At 71.0% G+C, this 14258-nt stretch carries 13 protein-coding genes; 7 read left to right on the top strand and 6 right to left on the bottom strand.

The genetic code is table 11. The features are described 5' to 3' along the window. The first annotated feature begins 193 nt into the window (after nt 1-193). Together serC and sepH are read left to right on the top strand one after the other, a co-directional pair. A complete protein-coding gene (gene serC, locus HCA58_RS15675) occupies nt 194-1333 on the top strand; it encodes a phosphoserine transaminase (RefSeq protein WP_169598576.1) in 1140 nt (379 codons plus the stop codon). A 282-nt stretch (nt 1334-1615) separates the two neighbouring features. Then, nucleotides 1616-2695: a septation protein SepH gene (gene sepH, locus HCA58_RS15670; protein WP_169598575.1), complete on the top strand. Its 1080-nt coding sequence runs from the start codon at nt 1616-1618 to the stop codon at nt 2693-2695. Between the two features lie 112 nt (nt 2696-2807). Here the strand turns inward: sepH and HCA58_RS15665 are convergent, their stop codons facing one another. The 3 genes from HCA58_RS15665 to HCA58_RS15655 all read right to left on the bottom strand — a co-directional run bounded on the left by HCA58_RS15665 (nt 2808) and on the right by HCA58_RS15655 (nt 6204). Then, nucleotides 2808-4085, bottom strand: a complete 1278-nt coding sequence (locus HCA58_RS15665) for an MFS transporter (RefSeq protein WP_169598574.1) — start codon at nt 4083-4085, stop codon at nt 2808-2810. Nucleotides 4086-4161: 76 nt separating this feature from the next. Beyond that, a complete protein-coding gene (locus HCA58_RS15660; RefSeq protein WP_169598573.1) occupies nt 4162-4611 on the bottom strand; it encodes a MarR family transcriptional regulator in 450 nt (149 codons plus the stop codon). 114 nt (nt 4612-4725) lie between these two features. Next, nucleotides 4726-6204 carry an NCS2 family permease gene (locus HCA58_RS15655; RefSeq protein WP_169598572.1) on the bottom strand — a complete coding sequence of 493 codons (1479 nt, stop codon included), beginning with the start codon at nt 6202-6204 and terminating at the stop codon, nt 4726-4728. A gap of 89 nt (nt 6205-6293) precedes the next feature. On the opposite strand from HCA58_RS15655, the gene HCA58_RS15650 reads away from it, so the two are divergent. Further along, nucleotides 6294-6536, top strand: coding sequence for a DUF2530 domain-containing protein (locus tag HCA58_RS15650; RefSeq protein WP_346776001.1), 243 nt, complete (start codon nt 6294-6296; stop codon nt 6534-6536). Between the two features lie 21 nt (nt 6537-6557). Here HCA58_RS15650 and HCA58_RS15645 read toward each other — a convergent pair whose 3' ends face one another. Then, the gene (locus HCA58_RS15645) at nt 6558-7451 is read right to left on the bottom strand and encodes a DUF3027 domain-containing protein (protein ID WP_205808757.1); all 894 of its coding nucleotides are present in this window, start codon (nt 7449-7451) and stop codon (nt 6558-6560) included. A gap of 30 nt (nt 7452-7481) precedes the next feature. Here HCA58_RS15645 and HCA58_RS15640 point away from each other — a divergent pair, with 30 nt between their 5' ends. The 3 genes from HCA58_RS15640 to HCA58_RS15630 all read left to right on the top strand — a co-directional run bounded on the left by HCA58_RS15640 (nt 7482) and on the right by HCA58_RS15630 (nt 10707). Then, on the top strand, nt 7482-9113 hold the full coding sequence (locus HCA58_RS15640; protein ID WP_169598570.1) for an MFS transporter: 1632 nt from the start codon (nt 7482-7484) through the stop codon (nt 9111-9113). After that, complete coding sequence (locus tag HCA58_RS15635; RefSeq protein WP_169598569.1) at nt 9110-9760, top strand: futalosine hydrolase; 651 nt, start codon at nt 9110-9112, stop codon at nt 9758-9760. Before HCA58_RS15640 ends, HCA58_RS15635 begins: the two co-directional genes overlap by 4 nt. A gap of 98 nt (nt 9761-9858) precedes the next feature. Continuing rightward, nucleotides 9859-10707: a 1,4-dihydroxy-6-naphthoate synthase gene (locus tag HCA58_RS15630; protein WP_169598568.1), complete on the top strand. Its 849-nt coding sequence runs from the start codon at nt 9859-9861 to the stop codon at nt 10705-10707. Here the strand turns inward: HCA58_RS15630 and HCA58_RS15625 are convergent. Next, nucleotides 10668-11054 (bottom strand): cold shock domain-containing protein, encoded by a 387-nt coding sequence (locus HCA58_RS15625; RefSeq protein WP_169598567.1) that lies wholly within the window; start codon nt 11052-11054, stop codon nt 10668-10670. The genes HCA58_RS15630 and HCA58_RS15625 overlap by 40 nt on opposite strands. 28 nt (nt 11055-11082) lie before the next feature. Next, a complete protein-coding gene (locus HCA58_RS15620) occupies nt 11083-11706 on the bottom strand; it encodes a haloacid dehalogenase-like hydrolase (RefSeq protein ID WP_169598566.1) in 624 nt (207 codons plus the stop codon). Between the two features lie 83 nt (nt 11707-11789). On the opposite strand from HCA58_RS15620, the gene HCA58_RS15615 reads away from it, so the two are divergent. Continuing rightward, nucleotides 11790-14258, top strand: coding sequence for a helicase-associated domain-containing protein (locus HCA58_RS15615; RefSeq protein ID WP_169598565.1), 2469 nt, complete (start codon nt 11790-11792; stop codon nt 14256-14258).

Raw genomic sequence — 14258 nt, 5'->3', positions numbered from 1 at the left:
TGTGGCGCAGGACTCAAACCCGGTCGTGGGACCAGCGGCCGGTCGGGTCGGCTCTGGTGCGAGGATGAGGATCGGCAGTGTCGCCGGACCGGGGCCCGGATCCCTGACCGAGTCGTACGATCGGGCACGGCGTCCTTGATTCGTACCGGCGTGACCGGGCCCGCCCCGCCCATTCGGAAGGATCTTCAAGACCGTGGCTGACGCACCGACCATCCGGATTCCCGACGAGATCAAGCCCGCCGACGGCCGCTTCGGCTGCGGGCCGTCCAAGGTCCGTCCGGCGGCGGTCTCCGCGCTCGCCGAGGTGGCCACGAGCTATCTGGGCACCTCGCACCGGCAGAAGACCGTCCGCGACCAGGTGGCCCGGCTGCGTTCCGGCATCGCCCAGTTCTTCTCCCTCCCCGAGGGTTACGAGGTGGTCATCGGCAACGGTGGCACCACCGCCTTCTGGGAGGTCGCCACGTTCGGTCTGATCCGCGACCGGGCGCAGTTCGCCAGCTTCGGTGAGTTCGGCGCCAAGTTCGCCAAGGCCGTCAAGGACGCGCCCTTCCTCGGTGAGCCGACGGTCCGCAAGTCCGACGCGGGCAGCGCCCCGGCTCTTGTCGCCGAGGCGGGCGTGGACGTCTACGCCACTCCGCACAACGAGACCTCGACCGGCGTCGCGGTGCCGATCCGCCGGGTCACCGGCGCCGACCCCGGCTCGCTGCTGTTGGTCGACGCCACCTCCGGCGCCGGTGGGCTCGAGGTCAACGTCGGCGAGACCGACGTGTACTACTTCGCCCCCCAGAAGTGCTTCGGCTCCGACGGCGGGCTCTGGTTGGCCCTGATGTCGCCGGCCGCACTGGAACGGGCCGCCGAGGTCAAGGCCTCGGGGAGGTACATCCCGGCCTTCCTCGACCTGGTCACCGCGATCGACAACTCGCGGCTCGAGCAGACGTACAACACCCCGGCGCTGGCGACCATCTTCCTCGCCGCGGAGCAGACCGACTGGATGAATTCCCAGGGCGGTCTGGCCTGGGCGGCCAAGCGCACCGCCGAGAGCGCCGCGGTCGTCTACGGCTGGGCGGAGCGGTCCTCCTTCGCCACGCCGTTCGTCACCGACCCGGCGCTGCGCTCCAACGTGGTCGCCACCGTCGACTTCGCCGACGGGGTGGACGCCGGTGCGATCGCCAAGGCGCTGCGTGCAAACGGCATCGTCGACACCGAGCCATACCGCAAGCTGGGTCGCAACCAGCTGCGGGTGGCGCTGTTCCCGGCCGTCGAGCCGGCGGATGTCGAGGCCCTCACCGCGTCCATCGACTACGTCGTCGAGCAACTGCAGGACCGCCGGTAGGCGTGGTCGCGGCCTCGGCATCCCGACCGGATGTCGGGGCCGCGTCTCTGCGACGTCCGTCCATCCGCCGGAACCGGCTGGCACCACACCACTTCGGACCGTCTACCACGTCACTGTCAACCGTCGACAGCTGACCCCTCAGACAGCGGCGGAGCAGGCGGATCTTCCGCGTACCCGGGCGTGGCGTCTCCCACCCGGGGACGGATGGGCGTACCGTGGAGCGCAACGCCCGGGTGGCCGGCTCGTGGCGTACGGCCAGCGAAGCGGGACGGAGGCAACGCGATGCGCCCAGTACGCTTCGTCGCCCTCTCCGAGGACGGCCAGGCCCTGGTGCTCGCCGACGAGGTCGGGCGACTGCTCGCCCTTCCGTTGGACGAGCGGGTCTCCGGGGCACTGCACGCCGAGCCGGGCACGCCCACGCTTGCGGTGGCAGCAGCCGCCGACCCGGTTCCCTCCCTGTCCCCTCGGGACATCCAGGCCCGGATCCGCTCCGGCGAGTCCGCCGAGGACGTCGCCCGGATCGCCGGTGTTCCGGTCGACCGGGTGCTCCGCTATGCCGGGCCGGTGCTCCAGGAACGCGCGATGCTCGCCCAGCACGCCCGGCGCACCCGGCTCAAGGGCGCCGAGAAGCCGACGCCGCTGGCCGAGGTGGTGAACGGTCGGCTCGCCCAGCACGGAATCGACACTGAGAAGATCTCCTGGGACGCGTGGCGACGTGACGACGGCACCTGGCGGATCGTGGCGACCTGGCCGTCCGGCAAGGCCACCGCTCAGGCCGTCTGGGATCTGGACAAGGCCCGGCAGTCGGTCGCCCCGCACGACGACATGGCGCAATATCTGTGCGCCGAACGCCCGACACCGATCCTGGGCCAGGAGCCGGCACCGGAGCGGGGCGGCCATGCCCTGCCGGTCCCGTCGCGCGGCGAGCCCAGCCGGGGTGGGCACGGGCTGCCCTCGCCCGCTGAGCCGGGGCGATCGGGTCGTGACCCGATCCGCGCCGGCCGCGACGCCCTGCTCGCCTCCCTCGACCGACCTCTCGGCCCTACCTCGGGCCGTGGTCTCGAACCGCGCTCCCCGGCCGCGCTCGCCGGCGGTACGGACGCGCAACGCCAGCGGGCGGTCGCCGGGGGCGCCGCGGCTCTGCTGGGCGGCGGTCAGGGCTCGGCTTTCGACGACGACGCGGACGCGCCCAAGGAGGTCCCGGCCGTGCCCTCCTTGGCGGTGCTGCGGCCCCGCCGCACGAACGCGCCGACCAGTTCCACCACCGAGTCAGGTGAGGCCGGCGGCAAGCCGCGCAAGCGCCTCCCCAGCTGGGACGACGTCCTCTTCGGCAGCGGCCCGGCGGCCCGCGAGTCATCCTGACCCGCAGGCCCGGCGCCCACCTGCACCGGCGGCCCGCCGGATCGGATCCGTCGGGCGGCAAGCTGTGGTGACGCGACGGGCCCCAGGCCGGGTCGAGGTGCCCGCGCTCCGGTCACATCTCGGTGACGTAGAAACGGGGCAGGGGAAGGACGCGGAATCGCAGCCGAGCCCCGGCCCGGCGTAGCTGCCAGACCAACGCCAGCAGTGCGGTGGTGAGCGAGAGCAGGCCACCGGCCCAGATGCTGGCACCGGCGCCGAAGGTCTCCGCCACCCAGCCGATGATCGGCGCGCCGACCGGGTTGGTGCCGAGGAACACCAACACCCACAGCGCCATCACCCGCCCACGGAATGCGGCATCGGTACCGAGCTGCACCCGCTGGTTCGCCGCCTGGGCGAAGTAGACCGTGAAGAAGCCCGTCGGCGGCAACAGGGCGACCACCATCCAGTACGCCGGGGCCAACCCGACGAGCGTACCGAAGGTGCCGCAGCCGATGGCGGCACCCAACACCAACCACACCGACGGTCGGCTCCGCCGCCCGGTCCCGGCCAGCGCACCGACAAGCGCACCGGCCGCGAGCGTCGTGCTGAACAGGCCGAACGAGGCGGCACCGGTGTTGAAGACGGTCTTGGCGAGGGCCGCCAGCGTCAGCTGGAAGTTGAAGAGCGACATCCCGATCACCGACATCACCACCATCGGTAGCAGCAGATCGGAACGGCGGGCGACGTACCGTAGCCCGTCGAGCACGGTCGCGGCGGCCCGCGCGTCCCGGGGTGGCAGCGGCTCCCGGTGCAGCTCGGCCGGACGCATCCGGATCACCGTCACCAGCGGCGCGACGGAGCTGAGCGCGGTGACGAGGAAGACCGGCCCGACGTCGAAGGCGGCGATGGCCAGACCGGCCACGGCCGGGCCGACGATCCTGGCCGAGTTGAACACGGCGGCGTTCAGTGAGAGGGCGTTGGGCAGCAGCGCCGTGCCGACCAGCTCGGAGACGAACGCCTGTCGTACCGGGGTCTCCATCGCGTTGGCGACGCCGAGCAGTGCAGCGAAGACGAAGACGTGCCAGAGCTGAACCAGGTCGGTGAGGACCAGCAGACTCATGGCCAACGACAGCACGGTCCAGAACGCGTTGGCGACGAAGAGCAGCATCCGCTTGTCGTACCGGTCGGCGAGCCGCCCGGAGAGCAGCGTGAGCAGCAGCACGGGGGTGAACTGCAGGGCGACGACCACGCCGAGGGCGGTGGCCGAGTCGCCGGAAAGTTCGAGGACCAGCCAGTCCTGGGCGATGAACATCATCCAGACACCGATCAACTTGACCAGTTGCCCGAAAGCGAAAAGCCGGTAGTTGCGGACCTGTAAGGACTGGAACATCGTGCTCAACCTCGCCTGCACTCTTGGTGCGCCTCCTCGCGGTCGTACGCGTCAACGACGGACGGGCACGGCGCGGGCGCACACCAGGTGCGCGGCGTCAGGCGCGTGAGATCCGTTGGAGGATCTCCGCGGCGTGGTGCAGGATCTCCCGGTCGGCGTCGCTCAGCTCGGTGAGCCGGTGGGCCAGCCACTCGTCCCGGACCCGCTCGAACTGGTCGAGCACGGCCCGGCCCCCCTCGGTCGTCGCGAGGATGACCTGCCGGCCGTCGGTCGGGTGCGGGGTGCGCTGCACCAGGCCGCGCTCCTCCAGCTTCGCGACGATCTTCGTCATCGTCGGTGGCTGCACCCGTTCGACGTCGGCGAGCTCCCGCGGCGTGAGCGCGCCCGCCAACCGAAGGCTGGTGAGCGCGGACAGTTGGGTGACCGTAAGGTCACCAACCGGCCGGGCCTGGCGGACCCGCCGGTTCAACCGGGTGATCGCATCACGCAACTGGAGGGCCAGTTGCGCCGGTGGCATGCTCTGAGCCGTCACCGTCCGCTCCGTCACGATAGTTAGCCTAACTAATGAGCCCGCCGGGCTGCAGCGGATATGACCATGCTCACCTCGACGTCCGCCCTGCTCCGGGCCGGGCGCGTACAACACGCCCGGCCCGGGCGGCTGTCAGAAGAGCAGCGTCTCGATCGGACCGCGCAGGAAATACACCACGAACAGCGCCGCCACCGCGTACAGCAACGGATGGATCTCGCGGGACTTGCCCTTCGCCAGTTTGATCACCACGTACACGATCAGACCGGCACCGATGCCGTTCGAGATGGAGTAGGTGAACGGCATCAACACGATCGTGAGGAAGGCCGGGATGGCGATCTCGTAGTCAGACCAGTCGATCGTCCGTACCGCCGTCATCATCAGGAAACCAACCACCACGAGCGCGACCGACGCCGCCTCGAACGGCACGACCACCACCAGCGGCGCCAGGAACATGGCCAGCAGAAAGAGCACACCGGTGACGAGGTTGGCGACTCCGGTGCGGGCGCCCTCCGCGACACCGGCGGCACTCTCGATGTACGACGTGTTGCTGGAGACGCTCGCCGCACCACCACCTGCCGCCGCGATCGAATCGACAAGCAGGATCTCCCTGGTACGCGGCGGGGTGCCCTGCTCGTCGAGCATGCCGCCCTCCTGACCGACAGCCACCATCGTGCCCATCGTGTCGAAGAAGTCGGTGATCAGCAGGGTGAAGATGAACATCAACACGACCAGCCAACCGGCCCGCCCCCACGAGTCCAACACGTTGAACTGGCCGAGCAGGGACAGGTCCGGCACGTCGAACGGGTTACTCGGCAACGTCGGGACGTTGAGCGACCACCCCTTCGGGTTCGGCACCCCGTCGACGAAGGACGGGCCGATGTTGCCCACCGCCTCCACCAGCATGGCCAGCACCGTTGACGCCAGGATGCCCACCAGGATGGCTCCCTTGACCCGGCGCACCACAAGCACCAAGGTCACCAGCAGACCCACCACGAAGACAAGCATCGGCCAGCTGACGAGCTTGCCACCGATGCCGAGACCGACCGGGACGGTGGTGTTCGCCGCATCCGGAAGCCGCCGGACGAACCCGGCGTCCACCAGGCCGATGATGGTGAGGAACAGGCCGATGCCGACGCCGATCGCCGTCTTCATCTGGGTCGGCACCGAACGGAACACCGCGGTACGCAACCCGGTCAACACCAGCACCGCGATGATCAGCCCTTCGATGACCACCAGACCCATGGCGTCGGCCCAAGTCATCTCGGGCGCAATCTCGTACGCCACCAGGGCGTTGACGCCGAGACCGGCGGCGACAGCCAGCGGGAAGCGGCCGACCACACCCATCAGGATGGTCATCAGACCAGCGACCAGAGCGGTGGCCGCCGCGATCGCAGGGATCGGCAGGTTGTTGCCGTCACCGTCGACGGCGCTACCGAGGATCAGCGGGTTGAGCACCACGATGTACGCCATCGTGAAGAAGGTGGCCAAGCCACCGCGCACCTCGCGGGTGAGCGTCGAACCGCGGGCCGAGATCTCAAAGTACCTGTCGAAGCCGTTGCGCGGCTCACGGTTGTCAGGTGGGGTGCCGTTGTCGGGCGGCGCTACTGCCATCGGGAACCTCACAGCGGATCATCGGATTGTCGGGCGCATCGTCGCAGATGGCCGGCCTGCCGGGAAGCGGGGTCACGTACGCTGACCAGGTGCCTGCCCCGCCACCCCGCCCCGAACCGCTCGACCCGCCGATGGTGCCGTTCGCCCTCGCCGGGATGGCAGCCTGGGCCGTCGCCGGACTGGCGCTGCTGTTCTTCCACGACCGGCTGGTCGCTACCGGCCACGAGGACTGGCTCTGGATATGTCTTGCCGGTTTCCTGTGGGGCTTTCCCGGTCTGGCGGTGATGATGCGACACGACGCGAACCGCCGTCGCCGTCGCGCCGCCGGTTGAACCGTCGGTGGCCCGTCGCGGTCAGGAGTGGCCGTAGGACTCTGCCGGTTCACCACTCTCGACGGACCCGTCGGCGCGGCTGACCGCCATCGGCTCCACCGCGCTGTCGTCGTAGATCGTGGGCATCTCGTCGACCGCCGTGTCGGCTTCGACCAGGGTTTCCGAGTGGGCACCGCAGCCGTGATCGGTGCTCACCACCCGGCCGTCGTCCGGCGCGTACAAGTTGCCGCAGACACCGAAGCACTGCCGCAGCCTGCCCGCGAGTGGCAGATAGAAGCCGCAGGTGCCACAGCGGGCGGCGGCGGGTGCGGAAGCGGAGATCGGCGCCAGGGGGCCGTGGTCTCCGTCGTACCAGCGTTGGGCCGTCTCGATCCGTCCCTCCCGTGACATCACCCGGGGCCGGCCGAGCCCAAGTTCCCAGGCGACCTCCTCCACCGCCGGGTCGTCGGAGAGCAGGTAACCGGGTTGAAGTCGCTCGTCGTCAGACGGGGTCGGCAGCAGGTCCCCCGGCCCGAGGTCGCCGGGCTTCAGCCGCTCCTGCCAGGGCAGCCAGCCGGGGGCGAGCAGCGCGTCCGGGCCGGGGAGGAGAACCGTGTCACAGATCGTGACCGTACGGCTGCGCGCAACCCGGGTCACGGTGACCGCCCAGCGCCACCCGCGGTAGCCTGCCAACCGACACTCGAAGTAGTGGGTGACGACACGGTCACCCTCGGCGACGGCCTGGAGATGGTCGCCGATGTCGTCGGGACCCACCTCGGTGATGCCGGTACGCGCCACCTCGACGGCGGCGGCGCAGACCTGGTCGAGACGAGCGGCACGGGCAGAGGCGGGCCTGGTCACCTGACCATTGTTCCCTATCAGGTGGGTCGACTGTGAGGCACTCCCCAGAGGTGTTCTCCGCCGGTGGCACACCATCGCACGGGCCGATGAGTCAGGATGGGTGCCATGCCGCTGTTCTCCCGCTCTGAGCGGTCCCTTCTCGGGCGGACCGTCGGCACCGGCATCCGCGCCATCCGGTTGATGATGCGCGGTTCACTGACAAGCGGTCGCTGGGTCACCCGCAGCGCCGCCCGGGCCAGGGCTCGGGGCGCCGGTGGCGAGAACGGCATGGTTCGCCTGTTCGACCTGCACGCGATCTCCTGCGCCGGTGACACGCTCATCGCCATCGGGCTCGCCGGCACCATCTTCTTCAACGTGCCACTGGGCGAGGCACGGAGCAAGGTCGCGCTGTACCTGCTGGTCACCATGGTGCCCTTCGCCATGCTCGCTCCCGTGGTCGGGCCGCTGCTCGACCACTTCCGGCACGGCCGGCGGTACGCCCTGGCCACCACCATGCTGGGCCGCGCGTTCCTGGCCTGGCTGATCTCCGACTACATCCACGGCTTCGGGCTCTATCCGGCGGCCTTCGGCGTACTGGCGCTTTCCCGGGCGTACGGGGTGGCCCGCTCCGCGGCCGTACCACGGCTGTTGCCGGAAGGGCTCGGCCTGTCCCAGATCGGTGCCCGGGCCAGCGTCTACGGCACGGTTGCGGGTGCGCTCGTCGCCCCGATCGGCCTGGCGGCGTTCTGGTTCGGCCCGCAGTGGCCGTTACGGGTCGCCTCGGTGATCTTCCTCGTCGGCATGGTGATCGCCCTACGGCTGCCACCGAAGGCCGACTCCGAACCACCGGAACGGATCCCGCGACCGCTGCGGGCACTGCGACGCGACACGGACGAGCGGCCACTTGGCCGGGGCAGACCCGCCGGACGACTGGTGATCTCGACCCTGGTCGGCGCGGCGACCCTACGCGCGGTGTACGGCTTCCTGCTGCTCTTCCTGGCCTTCACCATCAAGGCAGGCGACCTGACCAGCGTCGTGTTCGGGCGTGAGCTGGGGGACGAGGGCTCGCTCGGCCTGGTCGGCGGTGCGCTGGCCGTGGGCACCTTCCTCGCCACCGCGATCGGCACCCGGCTGCGCATCCACCGTCCGGCCGCCCTTCAGTCCAGCGGCATGGTGATCGTCGCCGGGGTGGCCGTACTCACCGTGCTGAGTTTCTCGCTGCCGATGGTCGCTTTGCTCTGCGTGGTGACGGCCGTGATGAGTGGCATCGCCAAGCTTGCCGTGGACGCCTCGATCCAGGAACGCATCCCGGAACGGTTGCGAGCCAGTTCCTTCGCCCACTCGGAGACGGTACTGATGCTCGCCTTCGTCACCGGTGGCGGGCTGGGACTCGTACCCTTCGACGGCCGGATCGGCATCGCCGTAGCCGCCGGCGTCGGTGCGCTTGCCGCCGCCCGAGGACTGGTGATGGCCGGGCGGCTACGCGCCGAGAAGCTGCACGGACGACCGCTGACCGACGACGAGTTGGCTGCCGACAAGTCGGCCGAGACGGAGCAGCCCGCGACGGAGGACACCGAGGCGGAGAGCACAACCGAGGCCGCACCCGTATCGCCGGCCCCATTCCAAGGCGGACGTGGTTCCGAGGAACCGGGACTGGCCCCACCGGGCTTCCACATCTACCGCCCGTCGTCGGCGGTCACCGGCTCAGGTGGAGGCGACGACGAGACGCGGCGCAGCTCGCCGGGTTCGTTCTCGTGACCGGTCTTCTCGTGGTGACCGCCGTACCGGCAGAGGCAGAGGCGATCCGGGTCGGCCTCGCCGACCCGACCGTGGCGGTACTGCCCGTCGGGGTGGGCCCGGCGGTCGCCGGTGCGGCGACCGCCCGCTTGCTGACGCTCGCCGAATCGGCCGGCCGTCCTTACCGGGCCGTGGTGAGTGCGGGAGTCGCCGGGGGCTTCGCCGACCGGGTCACCGTCGGTGGCACCGTGATCGGCACCCGGGCCGTCGCCGCCGACCTGGGTGCGGAGTCACCCGAGGGGTTCATTCCGATCGACGAACTCGGCATGCCGGCGGAACTGCTCGGCGTTGGTCAAGCCGTCGACGCCGATGCGACGCTGCTGACGGCCCTCCACACGGCGCTGCCGGCTGCGACCGTGGGGCCGGTGCTGACCGTCAGCACCGTCACCGGCACCGCCGCCAGCACCGACGAGTTGCTCCGGCGCTACCCGGGGGCGGTGGCCGAGGCCATGGAGGGGTACGGCGTGGCGGTCGCCGCGAGTCAGGCCGGCGTGCCCTTCGTCGAGTTGCGTACCGTCTCGAACCCGATCGGTCCCCGGGACCGCGGCGCATGGCGCATGCGTGCGGCCCTGACCGCTCTCACCACCGCAGCCTTCGCCCTTCGGTGACGATCGCCTCGCCACCCACCTGGGCGTGGACGAAGTCTCGTCGGCGCCGGGCCACGCGTCGAAGGGTGGGGGTGAGGCGGCAGGGCTACGGTGGGGATGTGGCGCTTTCCCTGGCAATTTCGCCCTGTCCCAACGACACGTTCGTCTTTCACGCGCTTGTGCATGGGCAGGTGGCCGGCGCTCCGCCGGTCGCGGTGACGTACGCCGACGTCGACGTCACGAACACGGCCACCGAGCGCGGTGTGTTCGACCTGGTGAAGGTGAGTTACGCGGCACTGCCGTGGCTGCTGCAGGCCTATCATCTGCTGCCCTGCGGGGGTGCGTTGGGCCGGGGGTGCGGTCCATTGGTGCTGACTCGGACCGGCCACGGCGGCGGGCCGGACCGCGACGATCTCACCGGTGCGACCGTCGCCGTTCCGGGGGACCGGACCACGGCGTACCTGCTGTTTCGGCTCTGGGCTGCCGGACGAACCCCGCAGCGGATCGAGGTGGTGCCGTTCCACGAGATTATGCCCGGTGTGGCCGCTGGTCGGTACGACGCCGGACTGGTGATCCACGAGGCCCGGTTCACCTATCCCCGGCACGGCCTCACCGCGCTGGTCGACCTGGGTCAGTGGTGGGAGGCCGACACCGGGCTACCGATCCCGCTCGGTGCCATCCTGGCCCGCCGGGGCGCAGTCGACCCGCAGGAGGCAGCCGGCTGGATCAGGGACTCCGTCCAACAGGCTTGGGCCGACCCGGCGGCCAGCCGGACGTACGTGCTGACGCACGCCCAGGAGATGGAGCCCGACGTCGTGGACCGGCACATCGACCTCTACGTCAACGAGTTCACCGCCGACCTGGGTGCGGCCGGTTTCGCTGCCGTCGAGGCGTTGCTCGGCCGAGCCGCCGACGCCGGGCTCGTGCCTCAGACCTCCAGCTCGCGGGCGACCGCGTGGACCAACTGAGCGATCTTCTGTGCCGTCCTGCGATCCGGGAAGCGGCCCCGACGCAGGTCGGGCTGAACCTTGGCCTCCAGCACCTTGATCATGTCTTCGACCAGGCCGTGCAACTCCTCGGCGGGACGTCGGCGCAGCTCTGCCACGGACGGCGGAGCGTCGAGCAGCTTCACCCCCATCGCCTGCGCGCCTCGCCGGCTGTCCACCACGCTGAAATCAATGCGCTGGCCGCCCTTGAGTTCGGTGACACCCGTCGGTAGCGCGGTTTTCGGCAGGAACACGTCGCCACCCTCGTCGCTGGTGACGAAGCCGTATCCCTTGGCCGCGTCGTACCACTTCACTCGACCCGTAGGCACCTGAGAACCTCTGCTTCACTTGAACCGTCTACTGACTCAAGGCTAGCCGGATCACCCCGTCGAGCGCCGCCGGGAATCCGGTGAGATCCGTCAGTACGGTGGCCGCACCGGCAGCATGCAGCTCGTCCACCGAGCACGGGCCTGTGGAAACCGCGATTCCGGGCACCCCCGCGGCACCGGCGGCAGCCATGTCCGCCACGTGATCGCCGACGTAGTGGGTCGCCCCGTACGCCCGCAACGCCGTCGCCTTCTCCTCAGCGAACAGGTCACCGGCCACCTCGTCGACCCGTAGCCCGAGATGGTCGAGGTGCAACTTGGCAAGCCGGCCGAGCTTCGCGGTGACCACGAGCACCCGGCCACCCCGGGCGCGCACCGCCGCCAGCGCCGCCGGGGCGCCCGCAAGCGCGACAGCGGGCGTGATCGCGTACGCCGGGTACAGCTCCCGGAAGACCCGGACCCCCTCGTCGACCCTTGCCGGCGGAAACCAGCGGGCGATCTCGGTGCGCAGCGGCGGTCCGAGCCGGGACACGGCAGCCTCGGCGTCGACCGGTACGCCGGTCCGCTCGGTCAACGCTCGGTAGGTCGCGGCGATACCGGGACGCGAGTCGACAAGCGTCATGTCGAGATCGAATCCGACGGTCAACGGGAGCATCATGGAAAGCTACCCGGTCAGCCGGACCGGCCAGGACGTCCGATAGGCGGGAGGGGCCCCACCCGGGCTAGCGTGGAACGACAATGAGCACCTCACTCGCCGACCACCTGCGGTCGCTGCCCGACGAGTCCCTCGCCGCGCTCCTGCAGCTCCGACCTGACCTCGTCGTACCCGTCCCCGCCGACGTCGCCGCCCTCGCCATCCGGGCACAGTCCCGCGTGTCGGTGTCGCGCGCCCTGGACGGGCTGGACCAGTTCACCCTGCAGATCCTGGACGCCGCCCGGTTGACCCGTGACCCGGTCGACGGCACCACCTCGGTCGACGGGGTTCTCGCGTTGGCCACCAGCGGCCCGAACCGGCCCGCACCGACCGCTGTCCGAGCCGCCATCGACCGGCTGCGGGCCCGCTTCCTGCTGTACGGCGCCGAAAGCGCCCTGTATCTCGTCGGCGGCATGGACGAGATCTCCCCGTACCCCGCAGGGCTCGGTCGGCCGGCGGCGGAACTGGACGCCCACACTGCCGCGCTCTGCGCGGACCCGGCGAAGTTGCGACGGACGGTGCTGTCCGCGCCGCCCTCGGCCCGGGCGATCCTGGACCGGTTGGCCGCCGGTCCGCCGGTCGGCAGCGTGCCCCCCGGGGCGTTGCAGGCACCAGCGGTCGGCACGAAAGACGAGGTGCCGCCGGACGACACGAACGGTGGGGCACCGACCGGATCCCCGGTGCGCTGGCTCGTCGACCACCGGCTGCTGGTGCGGGTTTCCGGGGGCAAGGGCGGGACCGCCGGCATGGTCGAGCTGCCCCGGGAGATCGGCTTGCTGCTGCGCCGGGAGACCGGGCCGCTGGGCCCGCTGAGCAGCAGCCCACCCGAGGTGGTCGGCCCGGTGCGGGAGCCGAAGGCCGCCGACTCCGCCGGGGCCGGACAGACGATGGAGGTGGTACGCCACACCGAGGCGCTGCTGGAGCAGCTGGCCGCCGAGCCGGCGCCGGTACTGCGGTCCGGCGGCATCGGCGTACGTGACCTGCGTCGGCTGGCACGGGCCACCGGGCTGGACGAGCCGGCCGCCGCGCTACTGCTCGAGGTGGCGTACGCCGCCGGGCTGACCGGCGAGATGGATCTGCCCGGCAGCGTCGGCCGGTACGGCGCCGACCAACAGGTGCTTCCCACCGCCGGGTACGAGATGTGGCGGGCCGGTTCGTTGGCCCAGCGGTGGGAGCAGCTGGCTCGGGCCTGGCTGGCCATGACCCGGCAGGTCGGACTCGTCGGGCAGCGCGACGACCGGGACCGGCCGATCACGGTGCTGTCGGCGGAGGCGGAACGGGCCGGTGCCCCGGCAGCCCGGCGGTCGGTACTCGGCGTACTGGCTGATCTTGAACCGGCCAGCGCACCCGATGTGGAGGAGGTGCTGGCACTGCTGGACTGGCGGGCACCCCGGCGCAGCCGTGGACGGGAGACCGCGCATCGGGAGGTGCTGACCGAGGCGGCCACGCTGGGCGTGACCGGGCTGGGGGCGCTCACCTCGTACGGCCGGCTGCTTCTGGCCGAGGCGACGGCGAGCGAGGACGACCCGTCGGACGACCCGCTGGGTTTGCTGACCGACACCGAGGACGGCGGCAGCGCGGTCCGGGCCCTGGACACCCTGCTACCCGCCCCGGTGGACCACTTCCTCCTCCAAGCCGACCTGACCGTGGTGGTACCGGGGCCACCGGAGCCGGCGCTCGCCGCCGAACTGGACGTCGTCACCGAGCCGGAGTCGGCCGGCGGAGCCAGCGTGCACCGGGTCACCACGGGCAGTGTGCGGCGGGCATTGGACGCCGGCTACTCCGCAGACGACCTGCACGACCTGTTCCGTCGGCGGTCCCGCACCCCGGTGCCGCAGGGCCTGACGTACCTGGTCGACGATGTGGCTCGCAAGCATGGCGGGCTGCGCATCGGCTCCGCCGGGGCGTACCTGCGCAGCGACGACGAGGCGCTGTTGGCCGAGGTGCTGGCTGACCGGCGGGTGGAGGTGCTGGCGCTGCGCCGACTCGCCCCGACCGTGCTGGTGACTCCGTACCAGGGCGGCCGGCTGCTGAGCGTGCTGCGGGAGGCCGGCTACGCCCCGGTGGCCGAGGATGCAACCGGATCGACGGTGCTTTCCCGACCGAAGGCCCGACGTGCGCCGGCCCGGGGGGCGGTGGCGACCCGGGCTCTCGACCCGCTCGCCACTCCGCGACTGCCGCTGCCGCGCCTACTCGGCGTGGTGGAGCAGATCCGACGTGGTGACGCGGTGGCGCGGGCAGCCCGCCGGGCCCCGGCGATCATGCGGGGTGGGGCACCGGACGGGCCGGTTCCCGCGCACGGTCACCATGACGCCCTCGCCGTGCTCCAGCAGGCGGTACGTGACAAGGCGCTGGTCTGGGTCGGCTACGTCGACGCGCACGGGGCGACCGCGTCCCGGCTGGTGCGGCCCGTTTCGCTCGGTGCGGGCTACCTGCGGGCCGAGGACGAGCGTACCGAGATGTTGCACACGTTCGCGCTGCACCGGATCACCGCGGCGGTGCTGGAAGGCTGA

Origin of the sequence: Micromonospora sp. HNM0581 (assembly GCF_012726175.1) — a bacterium.
Taxonomy (GTDB): Bacteria; Actinomycetota; Actinomycetes; order Mycobacteriales; family Micromonosporaceae; genus Micromonospora.
This window is presented reverse-complemented; position numbering and strand designations above follow the sequence as displayed.